Origin of the sequence: Mesorhizobium sp. Cs1299R1N1 (assembly GCF_037179655.1) — a bacterium.
Lineage (GTDB): Bacteria > Pseudomonadota > Alphaproteobacteria > Rhizobiales > Rhizobiaceae > Mesorhizobium > Mesorhizobium salmacidum.
Genome location: NZ_JAPYKR010000003.1, coordinates 75,330 through 90,465 on the forward strand (window position 1 = coordinate 75,330; position 15,136 = coordinate 90,465).

Annotated in this window: 20 protein-coding genes; 8 read left to right on the top strand and 12 right to left on the bottom strand. The window is 61.8% G+C overall.

Going from position 1 to position 15,136, the window contains the following annotated elements:
- The first annotated feature begins 40 nt into the window (after positions 1-40).
- Both O7A70_RS07185 and O7A70_RS07190 read left to right on the top strand, forming a co-directional pair.
- Complete coding sequence (locus O7A70_RS07185) at positions 41-541, top strand: YbjN domain-containing protein (protein WP_027143347.1); 501 nt, start codon at positions 41-43, stop codon at positions 539-541.
- Positions 542-557: 16 nt separating this feature from the next.
- Positions 558-917: a tRNA-binding protein gene (locus O7A70_RS07190; RefSeq protein ID WP_140759364.1), complete on the top strand. Its 360-nt coding sequence runs from the start codon at positions 558-560 to the stop codon at positions 915-917.
- A gap of 31 nt (positions 918-948) precedes the next feature.
- Here the strand turns inward: O7A70_RS07190 and O7A70_RS07195 are convergent, their stop codons facing one another.
- From O7A70_RS07195 to O7A70_RS07215, 5 genes are all read right to left on the bottom strand, one after another.
- A complete protein-coding gene (locus tag O7A70_RS07195; protein WP_337139761.1) occupies positions 949-1,893 on the bottom strand; it encodes a hypothetical protein in 945 nt (314 codons plus the stop codon).
- 121 nt (positions 1,894-2,014) lie between these two features.
- Positions 2,015-3,037, bottom strand: a complete 1,023-nt coding sequence (locus O7A70_RS07200; protein ID WP_337139762.1) for a glycosyltransferase family 4 protein — start codon at positions 3,035-3,037, stop codon at positions 2,015-2,017.
- A 259-nt stretch (positions 3,038-3,296) separates the two neighbouring features.
- The gene (locus O7A70_RS07205; RefSeq protein ID WP_337139763.1) at positions 3,297-4,712 is read right to left on the bottom strand and encodes an ATP-binding protein; all 1,416 of its coding nucleotides are present in this window, start codon (positions 4,710-4,712) and stop codon (positions 3,297-3,299) included.
- Positions 4,713-4,859: 147 nt separating this feature from the next.
- The gene (locus O7A70_RS07210) at positions 4,860-5,579 is read right to left on the bottom strand and encodes a response regulator transcription factor (RefSeq protein ID WP_337139764.1); all 720 of its coding nucleotides are present in this window, start codon (positions 5,577-5,579) and stop codon (positions 4,860-4,862) included.
- Positions 5,566-6,099: a MarR family winged helix-turn-helix transcriptional regulator gene (locus O7A70_RS07215; protein ID WP_337140203.1), complete on the bottom strand. Its 534-nt coding sequence runs from the start codon at positions 6,097-6,099 to the stop codon at positions 5,566-5,568. Before O7A70_RS07215 ends, O7A70_RS07210 begins: the two co-directional genes overlap by 14 nt.
- A gap of 261 nt (positions 6,100-6,360) precedes the next feature.
- Between O7A70_RS07215 and O7A70_RS07220 the strand changes: the two genes are divergently transcribed.
- From O7A70_RS07220 to O7A70_RS07230, 3 genes are all read left to right on the top strand, one after another.
- Positions 6,361-7,254, top strand: a complete 894-nt coding sequence (locus tag O7A70_RS07220) for a branched-chain amino acid aminotransferase (protein WP_337139765.1) — start codon at positions 6,361-6,363, stop codon at positions 7,252-7,254.
- A 147-nt stretch (positions 7,255-7,401) separates the two neighbouring features.
- Entirely contained in the window at positions 7,402-7,719 is a 318-nt protein-coding gene (locus tag O7A70_RS07225; RefSeq protein ID WP_140759373.1) for a hypothetical protein, read from the top strand.
- 137 nt (positions 7,720-7,856) lie between these two features.
- On the top strand, positions 7,857-8,495 hold the full coding sequence (locus O7A70_RS07230; protein WP_337139766.1) for an MBL fold metallo-hydrolase: 639 nt from the start codon (positions 7,857-7,859) through the stop codon (positions 8,493-8,495).
- 197 nt (positions 8,496-8,692) lie between these two features.
- Here the strand turns inward: O7A70_RS07230 and O7A70_RS07235 are convergent, their stop codons facing one another.
- From O7A70_RS07235 to O7A70_RS07245, 3 genes are all read right to left on the bottom strand, one after another.
- A complete protein-coding gene (locus O7A70_RS07235; protein WP_140712449.1) occupies positions 8,693-9,127 on the bottom strand; it encodes a BA14K family protein in 435 nt (144 codons plus the stop codon).
- Positions 9,128-9,318: 191 nt separating this feature from the next.
- Positions 9,319-9,531: a cold-shock protein gene (locus tag O7A70_RS07240; RefSeq protein ID WP_008877668.1), complete on the bottom strand. Its 213-nt coding sequence runs from the start codon at positions 9,529-9,531 to the stop codon at positions 9,319-9,321.
- Between the two features lie 317 nt (positions 9,532-9,848).
- The gene (locus O7A70_RS07245) at positions 9,849-10,061 is read right to left on the bottom strand and encodes a cold-shock protein (RefSeq protein ID WP_006202520.1); all 213 of its coding nucleotides are present in this window, start codon (positions 10,059-10,061) and stop codon (positions 9,849-9,851) included.
- A gap of 585 nt (positions 10,062-10,646) precedes the next feature.
- Between O7A70_RS07245 and O7A70_RS07250 the strand changes: the two genes are divergently transcribed.
- Entirely contained in the window at positions 10,647-11,045 is a 399-nt protein-coding gene (locus O7A70_RS07250) for a Kazal-type serine protease inhibitor family protein (RefSeq protein WP_337139767.1), read from the top strand.
- 50 nt (positions 11,046-11,095) lie between these two features.
- Here the strand turns inward: O7A70_RS07250 and O7A70_RS07255 are convergent, their stop codons facing one another.
- The gene (locus O7A70_RS07255; protein ID WP_337139768.1) at positions 11,096-11,344 is read right to left on the bottom strand and encodes a hypothetical protein; all 249 of its coding nucleotides are present in this window, start codon (positions 11,342-11,344) and stop codon (positions 11,096-11,098) included.
- Complete coding sequence (locus tag O7A70_RS07260) at positions 11,341-11,610, bottom strand: hypothetical protein (RefSeq protein ID WP_337105815.1); 270 nt, start codon at positions 11,608-11,610, stop codon at positions 11,341-11,343. Before O7A70_RS07260 ends, O7A70_RS07255 begins: the two co-directional genes overlap by 4 nt.
- 351 nt (positions 11,611-11,961) lie before the next feature.
- On the opposite strand from O7A70_RS07260, the gene O7A70_RS07265 reads away from it, so the two are divergent.
- Together O7A70_RS07265 and O7A70_RS07270 are read left to right on the top strand one after the other, a co-directional pair.
- Entirely contained in the window at positions 11,962-12,180 is a 219-nt protein-coding gene (locus O7A70_RS07265; protein ID WP_337139769.1) for a hypothetical protein, read from the top strand.
- Between the two features lie 199 nt (positions 12,181-12,379).
- On the top strand, positions 12,380-14,020 hold the full coding sequence (locus O7A70_RS07270) for a tetratricopeptide repeat-containing sulfotransferase family protein (protein ID WP_337139770.1): 1,641 nt from the start codon (positions 12,380-12,382) through the stop codon (positions 14,018-14,020).
- 109 nt (positions 14,021-14,129) lie between these two features.
- Here O7A70_RS07270 and O7A70_RS07275 read toward each other — a convergent pair whose 3' ends face one another.
- On the bottom strand, positions 14,130-14,504 hold the full coding sequence (locus O7A70_RS07275; RefSeq protein ID WP_337139771.1) for a DUF1428 domain-containing protein: 375 nt from the start codon (positions 14,502-14,504) through the stop codon (positions 14,130-14,132).
- Between the two features lie 98 nt (positions 14,505-14,602).
- Positions 14,603-15,019, bottom strand: a complete 417-nt coding sequence (locus O7A70_RS07280; protein ID WP_337139772.1) for a VOC family protein — start codon at positions 15,017-15,019, stop codon at positions 14,603-14,605.
- Between the last annotated feature and the right edge of the window lie 117 nt (positions 15,020-15,136).

Below are 15,136 nucleotides of genomic sequence, written 5' to 3' on the forward strand. Positions count from 1 at the left end.
CGGAGCGTGTGGCGCTCCCCCTGAACACAGGAAGCATTCCATGGAACTTCTCGAACTCGAATTTTCCCGCGAAATCCATCCGGTGGATGTGATCGAGCAGGTGGCCCACAACAATGACTGGTCCTTCGAACGGGCCGGCGACGACGAAATCTCGATCTCGGTTGCCGGCAGCTGGACCGACTATCACGTCTCCTTCTCGTGGATGGAGGATTTCGAGGCGCTGCACCTGGCCTGCGCCTTCGACATCAAGGTGCCGGAAACCCGTACGCTGGAAGTGATGCGGCTGTTGTCGCTGATCAACGAACAGATGCTGTTCGGCCATTTCGATCTCTGGGAGCAGGAAGGCGCGATCATGTTCCGCCAGTCGCTGCTCCTGGCCGGCGGGGTCGAACCCTCGAGCCAGCAGGTCGAAGTGCTTTTGTCCTCGGCGCTGGAAGCCTGCGAGTGTTACTTCCAGGCTTTCCAGTTCGTCGTCTGGTCGGGAACCTCGGCCAAGGACGCGCTGGCCGGCGTGCTGTTCGAGACCTTCGGCAACGCCTGAGCAAGAAGCGTTCGACATGAGTTCAAGCAAGGAGCGCAAGCCCGAGATCAGTTTTGCCGACTTCGATCGTGTCGACATCCGCGCCGGCACGATCGTCGAGGCTGAACCGTTTCCGGAGGCGCGCAAGCCGGCCTTCAAGCTGAAGATCGATTTCGGCGCCGAGATCGGCATCAAGAAGTCGTCGGCGCAGATCACCAAATATTATACGCCCGAGACTTTGATCGGCCGGCAGGTGTTCGCGGTGGTCAATTTCCCGCCGCGCCAGATCGGCCCGTTCATGTCGGAAGTGCTGACGCTCGGTTTCCCCGATGAAGAGGGCGCCGTCGTGTTGGGCGCCATCGAACGCAAGGTGCCGGACGGCGGGCGGCTATTCTGAAATAGCGGGCAGGAAGCCCCGGCAGACGCCATCACGGCGTCGCGGCCGATCGAATTGACGCGATAGCTGGAGGCCGAAACGCGCCGAGAATGGTTCCGACCGTTGCGGCCGAGAGCACAAGATGCAGGACGTCGAACGGCCACGCCAGTCCAAAATGCATCAGCACAAGGTTCAGGAAGGAAGGCGACGCCGCATCCGCCGGAATCAGGAGCAAACCTCCGACCAGGACCAGTCCATATTTGAATATGGCTACTGTCGCGAAAATGATGAGCATTATGGCGAGAAAACGCAGACGATTGTGGTCGAGCGCGCGCCAGCATCCGATTGGGTCAAACGATCCCGTCCATAGAAAATCGCCGACAAAGAGATATGTCCAGACAAGTACGAAACCGCCCGCGAACACGTTGAAGACTCCTATCGCCGACGCCCACGGCGCGACATCTTCAGGGTTGAGCGGGAGATCATGTGTGGCCAGCAGGCCGGCAACAAGCAGTCTGTGCTCGCTGGCGACAGCAAAGCCGTAAAGAAGCTGGATTGAAGCGAGAAGCAGCGCAGCCAGAAGAATGCGTTCGTCGAGCTCAAAGCGCATGCCTGGGATGGCGAAGCGTTTGACACGTTCAATGCCGCGCCGAACAACGACACGGCCATGCTCGGGCGCGTTTCCCATGCGGTCCAGAACGAATGCAAAGACCATCGCCGAGAATGGCGCGGCAACAATCGCGGAAAGCCAGGTCCCGGGGTCAAAGCCCCGCGACAGGAGCCATGTGGGCACCTGCGCCGGATCGGCAAAAAGAATAAGAGCAAGCGCCGTTAGACAGAGCGTCGTCAGAAAACAAGGAAACCATGCGGCCACAAAGAGTGGCCAAGCATTCGCACGGCAATAGTCAAACACCTTCGCAACGGTCTTGCTGATGCGCAAGACGCGACGCTTGGGCGATACGGCAGGCAACTCGTCCAGCGTTGAAATCGGCGTCAATCCCGGAGCGGACTTTACATGCAGGATAATGCACCGCAAGGAGTTGTCGCACAAGCTCTTGTAATCGCGCCTGCAAGACTAGTTAAAGCTCGCCGGTGGCGGCTCGGCTGTGTCGACCCTGTCAGGCGGCGATCGCGCGCTTCACGCCGAGCGCTTCCTCGACCGCGTCGAGAAACATTTCCGCGCTGGCCTTCCAGCTGTAGCGCATGGCGCGCTCGCGGGCCTGGTCGCGGCTGATGTTGAGAGCGGCAAGCGCCGCCTCGCGCAGGTCGTTCGAAACCGCGCCGCCAAAGCCGTCGCCAACGATGTCGATAGGTCCGGTCACCGGATAGGCGGCGACCGGCGTGCCGCTGGCCAGTGCCTCGATGATGACGTTGCCGAAGGTGTCGGTGCGGCTGGGGAAGACGAAGACATCGGCCGAGGCGTAGACTTCGGCCAGTTCGTCATTGGGACGATGGCCGAGAAAATGCGCCTGGGGATATTTGGCCTTGAGCTTGGCAAGCTCCGGACCTTCGCCGACGATCACCTTGCTGCCTGGCAGGTCGAGATCGAGGAAGGCGGAGAGGTTCTTTTCAATGGCGACGCGGCCGACGCACAGGAAAACCGGGCCGGGGAAGCCGAGGTCCTTGCGCTTGTCGGGCCGGAAATGCTCGGTGTCGACGCCGCGCGTCCAGGGCCTGAGCTTGTTGAAGCCGCGCGCCGTGAGATCGTCGGCGAGCGACTGGGTGGCGACAAGCGTGCCCTGGCCCGAATTGTGGAAATCGCGCAGCCAGCGATAGGTCCAGCTCTCGGGCACCGGCAGGCGGGCGCTGAGATATTCGGGAAAGCGGGTGTGATAGCTGGTGGTGAACGGCCGGCGGGCATTGCGGCAATAGCGCCGCGCCATGATGCCCAGCGGCCCCTCGGTGACGATGTGGATGTGGTCGGCCTTGTAGCCGTCGATCAGGCGCGCGACATGGCCGGGCGTGGTCAGCGCCAGGCGGATGTCGGGGTAGGTCGGCAAGGGCAGGGTGCGAAAGATGTTCGGGGTCAGGAATTCGACCGCGACGTCGAAGGATTTCAGGGTCTCGGTGAGCCGCTCCAGCGTGTGGACGACGCCATTGACTTGCGGGCGCCAGGCGTCGGTGACCATCAATATGCGCATGGCGGCCCTTTGCTCCGGAGGTCGGCGGTTGCCTTGAAACGATGCCGGAACGGCGACCATGCGGCCGCCCTCGCTTCGCTCCAGCGCACCCTGACGGGCACGAGGTCGAAGTGAGGCGGCAAGGACGAATCAAGTGCGGTCGCGCGATTCATGCGCACTCTTGACCATGGTTTCATGACGGGCGGATGAAGCAGGCGGTGATCCCGAAAAGTCGAAACCGGTTTTCAGGCAAGATCTTGCCCGGATAGTCAAATAGAAATCAGGCCGGAACCTTGATCACGACGCGCAGGCCGCCCATGGGACTGTCGTCGAGCGTGATGTCGCCGCCATGGCTGCGGGCGATGTCACGGGCGATCGACAGGCCGAGCCCGGTACCGCTGGCGTCAAGGTTACGGGCCGCGTCGAGCCGCACGAAGGGCTTGAACACGTCTTCGCGCCTGTCGGCCGGAATGCCCGGCCCGTCATCGTCGATGGTGACCAGAAGCGAGCCGCGGCCATGGTTGGCAGTGACCTCCACGGTGCGGGCATAGCGGAAGGCATTGCCGATGATATTGGACAGCAGGCGCGCGAAGGCGTTCGGCCGCACATGCACGGTCGGATCACCGGAAAGCGTCGTCGACAGTCTGCATTTACGCAAGCTCGCTTCCTCGCCGAGCTTCTGGAAATAGGCTTCGAGATCGAAACGTCCCGGATCCTCCGACGCCTCGCCCTTGGCAAAGGCGAGATAGCCTTCCAGCATCGACTGCATGTCTTCGATGTCCTGGTCCAGCGCCGCCTTGGTCTCGGCCTTGCCGCCGGCCAGCGCCAGCTGCAGCTTGAAGCGGGTGAGGATGGTCCTGAGATCATGGCTGACACCGGTCAGCATGGCCGTGCGCTGCTCGATCTGACGCTCGATGCGCTCGCGCATCTGGATGAAGGCAAAGCCGGCGCGGCGCACCTCCTCGGCCCCGCGCGGGCGGAAATCGCGCGGCATCGGCCGGCCCTTGCCGAAGCTTTCGGCCGCCTCGGCAAGGGCCAGGATCGGCCGGATCTGGTTGCGCAGGAAGGGGATGGCGATCATCAGGAGCACCAGCGAGGTGCCGACCATCCAGATCAGGAAAATGTGGGTGTTGGAGGCATAGGCCTGGCTGCGGCGCACGAAGACGCGCAGCACCTTGTTCTCAAGCTGGACGCGCACCTCGACGATGTTGGAATTGCCGACCGTGTCGATCCAGAAGGGCCGGTTGATCTGGCGGGTGATTTCGGCGGAGAGAACATCGTCGAGGATCGAGAAGAACGGTTTTGGACCGGGCGGCGGCAGCGGATCGGGCGGCAGGAGGTCGACCTTCAGCTGCATGCGGTCCTGCGCGATGCGGATGATGTTGGCGTAGTCGCCGTCGTGCGGGTAGGTTTCGATCAGGTCGATGATGGCGGCGATGTCGCGCACGGTGGCCTGCGACAGGCGTTGCGTCACGGTTGCCCAGTGACGTTCCATGAAATCGAAGGCGACGACCGACTGCAAAAGGATCATCGGCGCGATGACGATGATCAGCGAGCGCGCATAGAGGCGCTTGGGCATGTAAAGCGAAACGAGGCGCCAGAACCGGTTCCAGATGCGCGGCACCGCCTTGAGCGTCCGCGTGGCGCGCGCGCTCAAGCCGTCATTGTCCGGCTGTTCCAGTTCCGTGGTCGCCATTGGCTCTCTTCATCCGTCGGCGGTATTAGATCAGCATGACGTTTGGCTGAATCGTCATCCTGATCTAACTCTTTGTTGGAGCATAATCTTTTCCGAAAACCGATTCCCACTTTTCGGGATCATGCTCTTGGGCCCGCGGCCGGTATTCTATTCCACGCTGAGCCGATACCCAATACCGCGCACGGTCTGCAGCCAGACCGGGTTGGACGGATCGCGCTCGATCTTGCGGCGCAGCCGGTTGATCTGGACGTCGATGGTGCGCTCGCCGACTTCCGAATCGTCGCCGACCAGCTCGTGGCGAGGGATGGTTTCGCCGGCGCGCGCGGCGAAGATCGCCAGGATCTCCTGTTCACGGTCGGTCAGCTTCAGCGCCTCGCCGCCGCGCTTCAGTTCGCGCCTGGCGATCTGGAAGGTGTAGGGACCGAACACCAGCTGTTCGACCTTGGGCGTCGCCGCCGGGCCGCCCCGGCGCAGGATGTTGTTGATGCGCAGGATCAGCTCGCGCGGATCGAAGGGCTTTGGCAGGTAGTCGTCGGCGCCGGCCTCGAGCCCCGAGATGCGGCTGTCGGTCTCCGACAAGGCAGTCAGCATCAGGATCGGCACGTTCTTCTCGGCGCGCAGGGCCTTAGTGAGATCGACGCCGCTTTCCCCCGGCATCATGACATCGAGCACAAGCAGGTCGAAGTCGAGGCCGGCGAGCTTGCGGCGCGCCTCGCCGGCATTGCCGGCGACGGTGACGCGGAAGCCGTTTTCGGTCAGATATTGCTTGAGAAGATTGCGGATACGGGTGTCGTCGTCGACCACGAGCAGATGCGGCGCATCGTCGTCCGGTGCGGCCGCCTGGTCGATCCTCTCAGTGCTCTCCATGGCTTTTCCCTGACATTTTTGCGGACCCAACGTCGATCTGAGCTCTCAGTTCCGGATTGACCATCGCTTCGAGGAAGCGTTCCACCAAGGTCCGTTCGGCGGCACCGCAATCTTCCAATGCAGCACGGATGCGGCGCGACTGTGGCCGCGCCAGCGCCAGCGCCAGCGCACGGCCCTTGGCCGTCGGATAGAGTTCACGCTGGCGGCGGTCGCGCGGGCCCTGCAACTGCACGACGTGATCGGTGTCGATCAATTGCTTGAGCACACGCGCCAGGCTCTGCTTGGTTATCCTCAGCACATCGAGCAGTTCGGCGACGGTCAGGCCCGGTCGGCGGTTGACGAAATGCAGCACGCGGTGGTGGGCGCGGCCGAAGCCGTAATCGGCCAGGATCTGGTCGGGATCGGAAGTGAAATCCCGATAGGCAAAGAAGAAGAGTTCGATGATGGCGAAGTCGATGCCGTCCTCGCTTGTGATCGCGGTCCTGATCGGTTTTCCGGCAGGTGGGCTTTTATCCGTCATCATTTCTCCATCGGAACGGGAGATTATGTCAGTACTATTGACGTAATTTCCCTGCAATGGTAATTTTTGACAAGCTTTTGGGCGGATTGCGAACGAAAAGGCAAGGCGGGCCGGTTTTTCCGGAACTTCCTGAGTTTGCCAGAGCGCGATTATCCGCCTACGCTTCGAGACACCGGCCGGCGTCGCCAATCGCATGGCGCGGCCAAAAAAGAACACGCAACGATACTGAGATATGCGGACCGAGGTCCGCGGGAGGTTACCATGGCATCCGTTCCCTTCGATCAACTGGACGGCTTCATCTGGATGAATGGTGAGTTCGTCCCGTGGGGAGACGCCAAGATCCACGTTCTGACCCACGGCCTGCATTACGCCAGCGCGGTCTTCGAGGGCGAGCGTGCCTATGGCGGCGAGATCTTCAAGCTCAACGAGCATACCGAGCGCCTGCATGAATCGGCGCGCCTACTCGGCTTCAAGATTCCCTATTCGGTGGCCGAGCTCAACGACGCCTCGACCACGCTCCTGAAGAAGCAGGGCTTCCAGGACGCCTATGTCAGGCCGATCGCCTGGCGCGGCAGCGAGCAGATGGGCGTTTCGGCGCAGAACAACCGCATCAATGTCGCTATCGCCATCTGGCAGTGGCCGAGCTATTTCGACCCGGCGCAGAAGCTGAAGGGCATCCGTCTCGATGTGGCGGAATGGCGCCGGCCCGACCCGCGCACGGCGCCGTCGCGGTCGAAGGCCGCCGGCCTCTACATGATCTGCACCATGTCCAAGCATGCCGCGGAGGCCAAGGGCTACGCCGACGCCATGATGCTCGACTGGCGGGGCCAGGTCGCGGAAGCGACCGGCGCCAACATCTTCTTCGTCAAGGACGGCAAGATCCACACGCCCACGCCCGACTGCTTCCTCGACGGCATCACCCGTCGCACCGTCATTGGCCTGGCCAGGGATCGCGGCCTGGAGATCATCGAACGCGCCATCCTGCCGGAAGAACTGGAAGGATTCGAGCAGTGCTTCCTGACCGGAACGGCAGCGGAAGTAACCCCGGTTTCGGAGATCGGCCCCTACCGATTCGAAGTCGGCGAGATCGCCAAGAATCTCATGAACGACTATTCTATCGCCGTCCAACCCAAGCATGCTATCGCCGCAGAATAACGATAGTCACAGCTTTTCGGGCAAGCAGGGGCGGTTTTCGGGCCGCCCCTTTTATTTCAGCGTTTGTGCATTTGACTTTCGTCCAATTCGGCGTCTCTCATGATGGTGTCGGCCCGGGAGGCTGGCAGCTATGGAGGGACTAATCATATGGACATGAACACGCTTCTTCCGATCATCATTCAGATCATTACGGGCATTATTGGTGGTCAGGCGGTCGGCGCAGCGATCAAGACGGCGGCGATGGGTCAGCTTCCCAAAATCCTGGGCGGCGCCATTGGCGGTGTCGGCGGCGCGGCGATCCTCGGCAGCCTGCTCGGCCACGGTGCGATTTCTCCTGATGCGGCCGCGGCGGCGACCAGCGGCCTGGGCAGCGCGCTCAACCTGCAGAACATCGTCGGCGGCGCCGGCGGCGGCGCGATCCTGACCGGCATTCTGGGCGCGGTCATGGGCGCCATGAAGAAATAAGCCTGCCAATCTCGGGCTGGCAAAATGGGCGGCTTCGGCCGCCCATTTCTTTTTGGACACGCACTGTTTGACCTTCCGGCTGTGGACGGTTTTGACCGATGCCTCTACATGATCGCTGACACAGCGAAAGGACGATCATGGGTCAGCTCAATGCCGGCATCGTGCCGGTCACACCGTTCCAGCAGAACTGCACCATCCTGTTCGACATGGATGACAAGCACGGCGTGGTGGTCGATCCCGGCGGCGACATCGACAAGGTGCTGGGGGTGTTGAAGGACAATGCGATCACGGCCGAGGCGATCTGGATCACGCACGGCCATATCGACCATGCCGGCGGCGCCATGGAGTTGAAGGAAGCACTCGGCATCGAGATCATCGGCCCGCATGAAGCCGACAAGATGCTGCTCGACAATCTGGAGAACCAGGGCAGGCGCTACGGCGTCGGCGGTGTGCGCAATTGCGTGCCCGACCGGTTTCTTACAGAAGGCGAGACGGTGTCATTTGGCGGCCATGTGTTCGAGGTGCTGCATTGTCCCGGCCACGCGCCGGGCCATGTCGTCTACTACAACCGCGCCGCCAAATTCGCCCATGTCGGCGACGTCCTGTTTCGCGGCTCGGTCGGCCGCACCGACCTGCCGGGCGGCGACCACGCGGCACTCATCGCCTCGATCAAGGACAAGCTGTTGCCGCTTGGCGACGACATCGGCTTCATTTGCGGTCACGGTCCCGGCGGGCGCTTCGGCGAGGAACGGCGGACCAATCCGTTTTTGACCTGAATGAGATCTGGACCGGCTCCGGGTTCGAAAGTCTACAGCTTGTCGCGGCGAATAGGATTGCCCGACCTGCTGTAAACTTCTGATTATGCATGTCGTTATCCCGGAACCGAGGACACTTCCGGGCGACATGCATTAGCAAGCCGATAAAAAAAGCGCCGGCCTTGCGGTCAGCGCTTTTTGTTTGGGGCAGGGAAGCCTCAGTTGGCGGTGCAGAAATGCTGTTCGCCGTCACTGCCGGTGAAGGTGCCGGTCCGGGAATTGAAGCTGCGGTATCGGTCCGAGCAGTACTCGTACCAGCCGCGCGTCCACGGTTCGGCATAGCGGTCGGCATAGACCACCTGCGGCTCCACGTAGTAGCGGCGCACCGGGGCCGGGCGTATCCGCACGTCACGGTCGTAATAGCCATCATCGTAATAACGGTCGGAATCGGGCGGCGGCCGGTCATTGGCCAAAGCGCCACCGATCAGCGCGCCGGCGGCAAGGCCGAGAACGCCGGCCGCGACAGCATCGCCATGGCCATGGCCGTGATGGTGCCAACGGCGCCAGTCATCGGCATTGGCCGCCGAAAAGGTCCCCAGCGTGGTGGCGACCACGGCGGCGGACAGCACGGCTGTCTTGAAAATTCGGTTCATCTTGGTCTCCTTCGTGCCGGGCCGTGCAGTTTGCAGGGGATGCGGTCCGGCTTTACGAATGATTAATATGGGACCGTGGCTGAACGGGGGCTGAACGAAAATTTGACCGCACGCCTTGTTTCACGACATCAAACCCGCGCCTACGGGGCGCTGACCAGACCTGCCGGAGCCGGCGTCGGTGCGAAGCCGGCTCAGCCGACCGACAGGTTGACGGCCTTGGGTCCCTTGCCGCGCTTGTCCGGCTCGGTGTCGAACGTCACTTTCTGCCCATCTTCGAGACCGGGAAGACCCGACGCCTGCACGGCCGAAATATGGACGAAGACATCCTTCGCGCCATCATCCGGTGTGATGAAGCCGAAGCCTTTGGCATGGTTGAAGAATTTGACGGTGCCGGTCTGCGGCATGGGAAGCTCCTTTGATCCCATAAACTCCAGTCTCGGGCCGGCAAATGCCCGAATGGAAATTTGTCCTTTATTTTAGCGCTATCGGCAAGTGAAAGTTTTCCGGGCACTTGAAGCACGTGGCGCTTTAAGTGCTTGTTATGACGCGTGTCATTGGCCCGGACCGGATGAACTTCCAGATGACATGCGTTTATGCTGCGCCACGGACATGAAAAAGGCGCGACGAAAACCGCCGCGCCTTTCAAAAATCTGTCTGCCTGCCCAGGTGCTGGTCAAGCTCCTCGATCGCCCATCCGCCTGGGATGTGCGGCGCCGATCGCTCAGGCTGCGCGCAGGTTGACCGCCTTCGGGCCCTTGCCCATGCGGTCCGGCTCGACGTCGAAGGTGACCTTCTGGCCGTCGACCAGCGTGCGCAGGCCCGAGGCCTCGATCGCTGAAATGTGGACGAACACGTCCTTGGCGCCGCCGTCGGGCGTGATGAAACCGAAGCCTTTGGTCGCATTGAAGAATTTAACGGTGCCGGTCTGGGCCATTGGGGAAACTCCTTCACCCGTTCAGTCTTTGGTGGTCCTGCCCGCCACCTGGCGTCGAGGGCAGTTCCTGGTGGTTGCTTCGGCAGTCATGCATTGGCGCATGGTCAAAACCCCCCGCCGAAAAACGGGGCCGTCAGAGATTCACAGTATCGGGGAAAGGTCGTCCAAAACGTTCCGCTCTCCGGGTCGCAAATGCCCGAACACAGAATTTATCGCACGGAAACGTGAACGTTGCAAGATAGCGCCGCGGGCCGCCGCCACGAGCGCATCCCGACGCAAAAAATCGACCGATCAGAGCGTCGACCGGCTGCAAATAGGCTTCGTTGCCCGAGGGGTCATCGGCCCACGACCGCGGTCATATATAGGCCACAAGTGATGATTGCCGGCAGCGCGCGGCGAGGCCCTCACTGATCCCAGTCATTTCCCGACAGAGGCTGCGAACGGGGTTGCAATTGGCAATGGAATAGCGAGGATCATGCCATGGGCGACTGATTTAAATCTTGTTTTGATCGATATCATTGTCAGCGAACCGCCAGGCAGTCTTGGGCGGTATGGACCGAGACGGGGATCGAGGGAGAGACGATCATGAGGTTTCTTGCGGCAATCTTCTCACGGCAGGGTTTTACCATCCTGTTCCTGTCGGCAATTCTCGCCGCCTGTACGGTCGTCGTCGATGAAGGACCGGGGCCGCGCCCGCCGCGCCCTGATCCGCAATTCTGCACCAAACAGTACGAGCCGGTCTGCGCCCGGCGCGGCGGTGATCGCCAGACCTTCGCCAATGCCTGCCTTGCCGATCGGGCGGGTTACCGCATCGTGCGCGACGGCCCCTGCCGCGACGGCGGTGGTGGTGGCGGCGAGCAGACGTTCTGCACCCGCGAATACGCGCCGGTGTGCGCCCGCCGGCATGGCGAGATGCGCACCTTCCCCAACGCCTGCGAGGCCCGTGCCTCGGATTATCGCATCGTCGGCGACGGGCCGTGCTGACGGGGCTTAACCCGGCTCGCGCCTATAGCGAGTGTTTGAAGCCCTTCCGGTCAGCCGACCGGATTGTCGGCCAGTTCGAGATTGTCTTCCGTGGTGACCCGTTCGTGGGTCTCCTGCTCGCTGCGGATACGGTATTGCGGGGAACCGTCCTTGACCGGCAGCCTGCTCTTGATCTCGAACAGTTCCGCGGTCTTGTTGAGCAGGCCGGTCCGGCTTTTCATACGCACGGTCTGGCCGATGGCAAAGAGATGCGAGGGGGTGTCGGTGCGCGGACGCGCATTCTGCTGAAAACGGATCATGCTGCATTCTCCCGGTCGCGCACCAGCGCGGTCTCGAGGTCCAGGTAGTCGATGGCGACAAGCTGGCTGGTGAGCGGATTGTTCACCGCCCTTGCCGGCAGATGGATGAAAGTGGCGACGCGGCGCCAGGCAAGCCGCGCAATGCCCTCGATCAACTCTTCGTCGTGATCGATGTCGTAGTGGCCAGCCGGCAGTTGTCCTTCCAGGCCAGCGAGCACGAACGGTGCGGTGAAATGGGCGATGGAACGGGTGGTGCGGTCCGGCATTGTCCTGATATTTCCCGCCTTGTGGCGTCACGCAAACAGCGGCTTGAGAGCAAAAAAACAGGGACACGGCGAATGCGCGTCCGGTATCGGCATCTGGAATGAGATTGGCGGGTCTAGAACCTCTGACGCCGCGAGATGCCAATTCTGGCCCAAACGATATCTTCCTAAATAGCTCAATTTGGAGCTTCATTCAAGAAGAATTATGGAATTCCTCGCTTCGATTTTGAAAATAGACGGCTATAAATTTTAGAATAATTCTGCTGCGGTTCAGATATCTTCAAAAATTTCTCGGAAGCGCGCCGAATATTTACTCGGCGCCTGTACTTTTATTTTTTCTAAAGGGATAAAGCCATGGATTCATTCAGAACTTCGAAAGGGAAGAGCGTGGCGATCAATCCCATCGTCAAGCCAAGCGCCACGTACGCCATTGGCGCTGCCGGAAAGCCGATGGTCGTCCAATCGGCGCGGCTGACCATCAGAAGCGACGAGGCGGCAAGGCGAACGATCTCCGATACTGATGGCACTGTGAGGCGGGCCAGGCAGGTTGCCGAGACCAATCGCCGGATCTGATCGCTTTCGCCGCGATGTAGGGCACAGAACCAAGCAAAGCCTTGAACCTGTAGCGCCGATGGCCTAGATCGCGGCAGGCGCATAACACGGCAGGTGTCCCATCAACAGAGATCAGAGAAGAGCGGCGGGTGCGGGAGCCAAATCTGGCGCGGCCAAATCTGGCGCGGGAGGCCAGCCGCCGCTGGGCCTCGACCAGTATGTGCAGCAGGCGCTGCAACTGCACCAGGCCGGGCGCCGGCAAGAGGCCGAAGCGATCTACCGGCAGGTGCTGGCGCGTCAGCCCAAACATGCGGCCGCGGCGCATTTCCTGGGGTTGCTGTTGCACCAGACCGGGCGCAGCGAAGAAGGGATGGATTTCCTCGAACAATCGGTTCAGCTACAGCCGACGAACCCCGACTTCCTCAACAATCTCGGCACGGTGATGCGCGATCTGGGGCGTGTCACGGCGGCGATCGATTTCTTCCGCGGCGCGGTGGATCTGCGGCCGGAGCAGCTTGCGGCGCGCGACAATCTCGGCTCGTCGCTGAAGCAGATCGGCCGGTTCGAGGAGGCCGAGGACATCTATCGCGGCACGGTGCAGCGCAACCCATTCCACGTGCGCGCGCGGATCGGGCTTGCCGAAACCCTGCAGGAAGCCGGACGCCTCGACGAGGCGCTGGCTGTTTTCCAAGAGGCACTGACCATCCGGCCCAAGGATGCCGACCTGCTGCACGGACTGGGCGTTGGGCTGATGGAGAAGGGCAAGCTCGACGAGGCGGCCGACCTGTTCCGGCAGGCGGTGGCGGTCCAGCCCGCCATGGCCCGCGCGTGGCTGATGCTGACGCAGGTCAAGCGCCAGAAGGAGCGCGATGCCGAATTGGCCGGCATGGAGGCGCAGCACGCCAAGGCGCCGCAGGACAGCCTGGCACGCATGCAGCTGTCGTTTGGCCTCGGCAAGGCCAATGACGATCTGAAGGATTATGGCAAGGCGTTCGACTACTTCGCCGAGGGCAATGCCATCCGCCGCAAGGGCATCGACTATGATCCGGTGAAGACACGTGCCGAATTCGAGGCGATGAAGACGGTGTTCGATGCCGGCTTCTTCGAAAAGCACAGACCGAGCCCGATCACCGACGATGCGCCGATCTTCGTCGTCGGCATGCCGCGTTCGGGGACGACGCTGGTCGAACAGATCATCGCCAGCCACGCCCAAGTCTACGGCGCGGGCGAGCTCGGCATCTTGAAGACGGCGGTTGGCAGGCAGTTCCCGTCGAACATGCCGGGCGGCTTCCCCTGGGGCGTGGCCGACACGGACGATGCGGATTTCGCCGAGGCGGGGCAGGCCTATCTCGACATGCTCCATGCCCGCTATCCGCATATGCGCCATGTCACCGACAAGATGCCGGGCAACTTCCTGCTCGTCGGCTTCATCCACATGATGCTGCCGAAGGCCAAGATCATCCACTGCGCCCGCGATGCGGCGGCGACATGCCTGTCGATCTACAAGGTGCATTTCCGCGGCGACAGCCACCGCTATGGCTATGACCTCGGCGAGCTCGCCGATTTCCACAATCTCTATACCGACATCATGGCGCATTGGCACAAGGTGCTGCCCGGCGTCGTGCACGATGTGCGCTACGAGGATTTCGTCGCCGACCAGGACGGGCAGAGCCGGGCGCTGATCGACTATCTCGGCCTGCCATGGGAGGATGCCGTGCTGTCGTTCCACCAGACCGACAGGCCGGTGCGCACGGCATCCGCCGCGCAGGTGCGCCAGCCGATGTACCAGGGGTCGGTCGATCTGTGGAAACGCTATGGCGACAGGCTGAAGCCGCTGCTCGACAAGCTAGGTCGATATTGAGGTGAGACCGGCCTGCGAACGGTGGTTGCCTGCGCTTCCGGTACTCACGTACTCAAACGTACGCTCCGTTCCGGTTCTCGGAAACCATCGCTCTCGACTCGGCCTGACCTCAATCTCGACCTAGCTTGGCGTCAAGCTCCATGAAGGGCTGAAAGCCGCCGAAGATCATGCGCTTGGCATCGAAGGGCATGGTGCCCCAATCGGGTTTCAGGCGCGGGTCGGCCATCACCTTGGCCATCACAGCATCTCGATCCTGCCTGGATTTGTAGACGGCCCAGGAGAAAACGACGATCTCGTCGTCCTTGGCCTGAACGGCGCGCGGAAACGAGGTCAGCTCGCCATAGGGCACATCGTCGCCGATACATTCGACATAGGCGAGCGCGCCGTGTTCCATCCATATGGGGCCTGTGAGATTGGCCAGCTTCTTGTAGTCATCGAGATTTGCCTTCGGCACGGCAAGCACGAAGCCATCGACATAGGACATGGCGGTCTCCTCTTTGCTAGAAATGGGCGCCGGATCGGCGGGGATACAACCCGGCGCGGTTGGGCGCATCCCCTCGGCGAGGGCGCGCGCGCTGAAGCTTATTCCGTCGGTGCGTTCATTGCCCAGGCGACGCCGAAGGGGTCCTTCACCTGGCCCCAGCGGTCGCCCCAGAACATCACCTGCAGCGGCGTGACAATCTCGCAACCGGCGTCGACAGCGCGCTTCCACCAGGCGTCGATATCATCCTTGCCGAGATGGAGCTGCAACGTATAGCCCTGCGCCGCCTGGTGCGGATGGCCGTGTTCCGGATATGCGTCGCCGAGCATCAGCGTCGAGCCGTTGATGTAGAGATGGATATGCATGGTGCGGCCTTTTTCATCCGCCGGATAGGCAAAGACTTCCTCGGCCCCGAAAGCCTTCTTGTAGAACTCGGCGGCCTTGATGGCGCCGTCGACCTGCAGATAGGGGGTCAATCCACCAAGCACTTTTGGCCGGGGTGGGGTCTGGTCGGTCATTGCATGTTCCTCTTCACGTTTGGATTGGCCTTGCGGACCATAGGACGGACGAGAGGACGCCAATCCTACAGGGTCGCGAAAATTTTTCGCCTGATATCATCGGGCAACCGGCCGGCT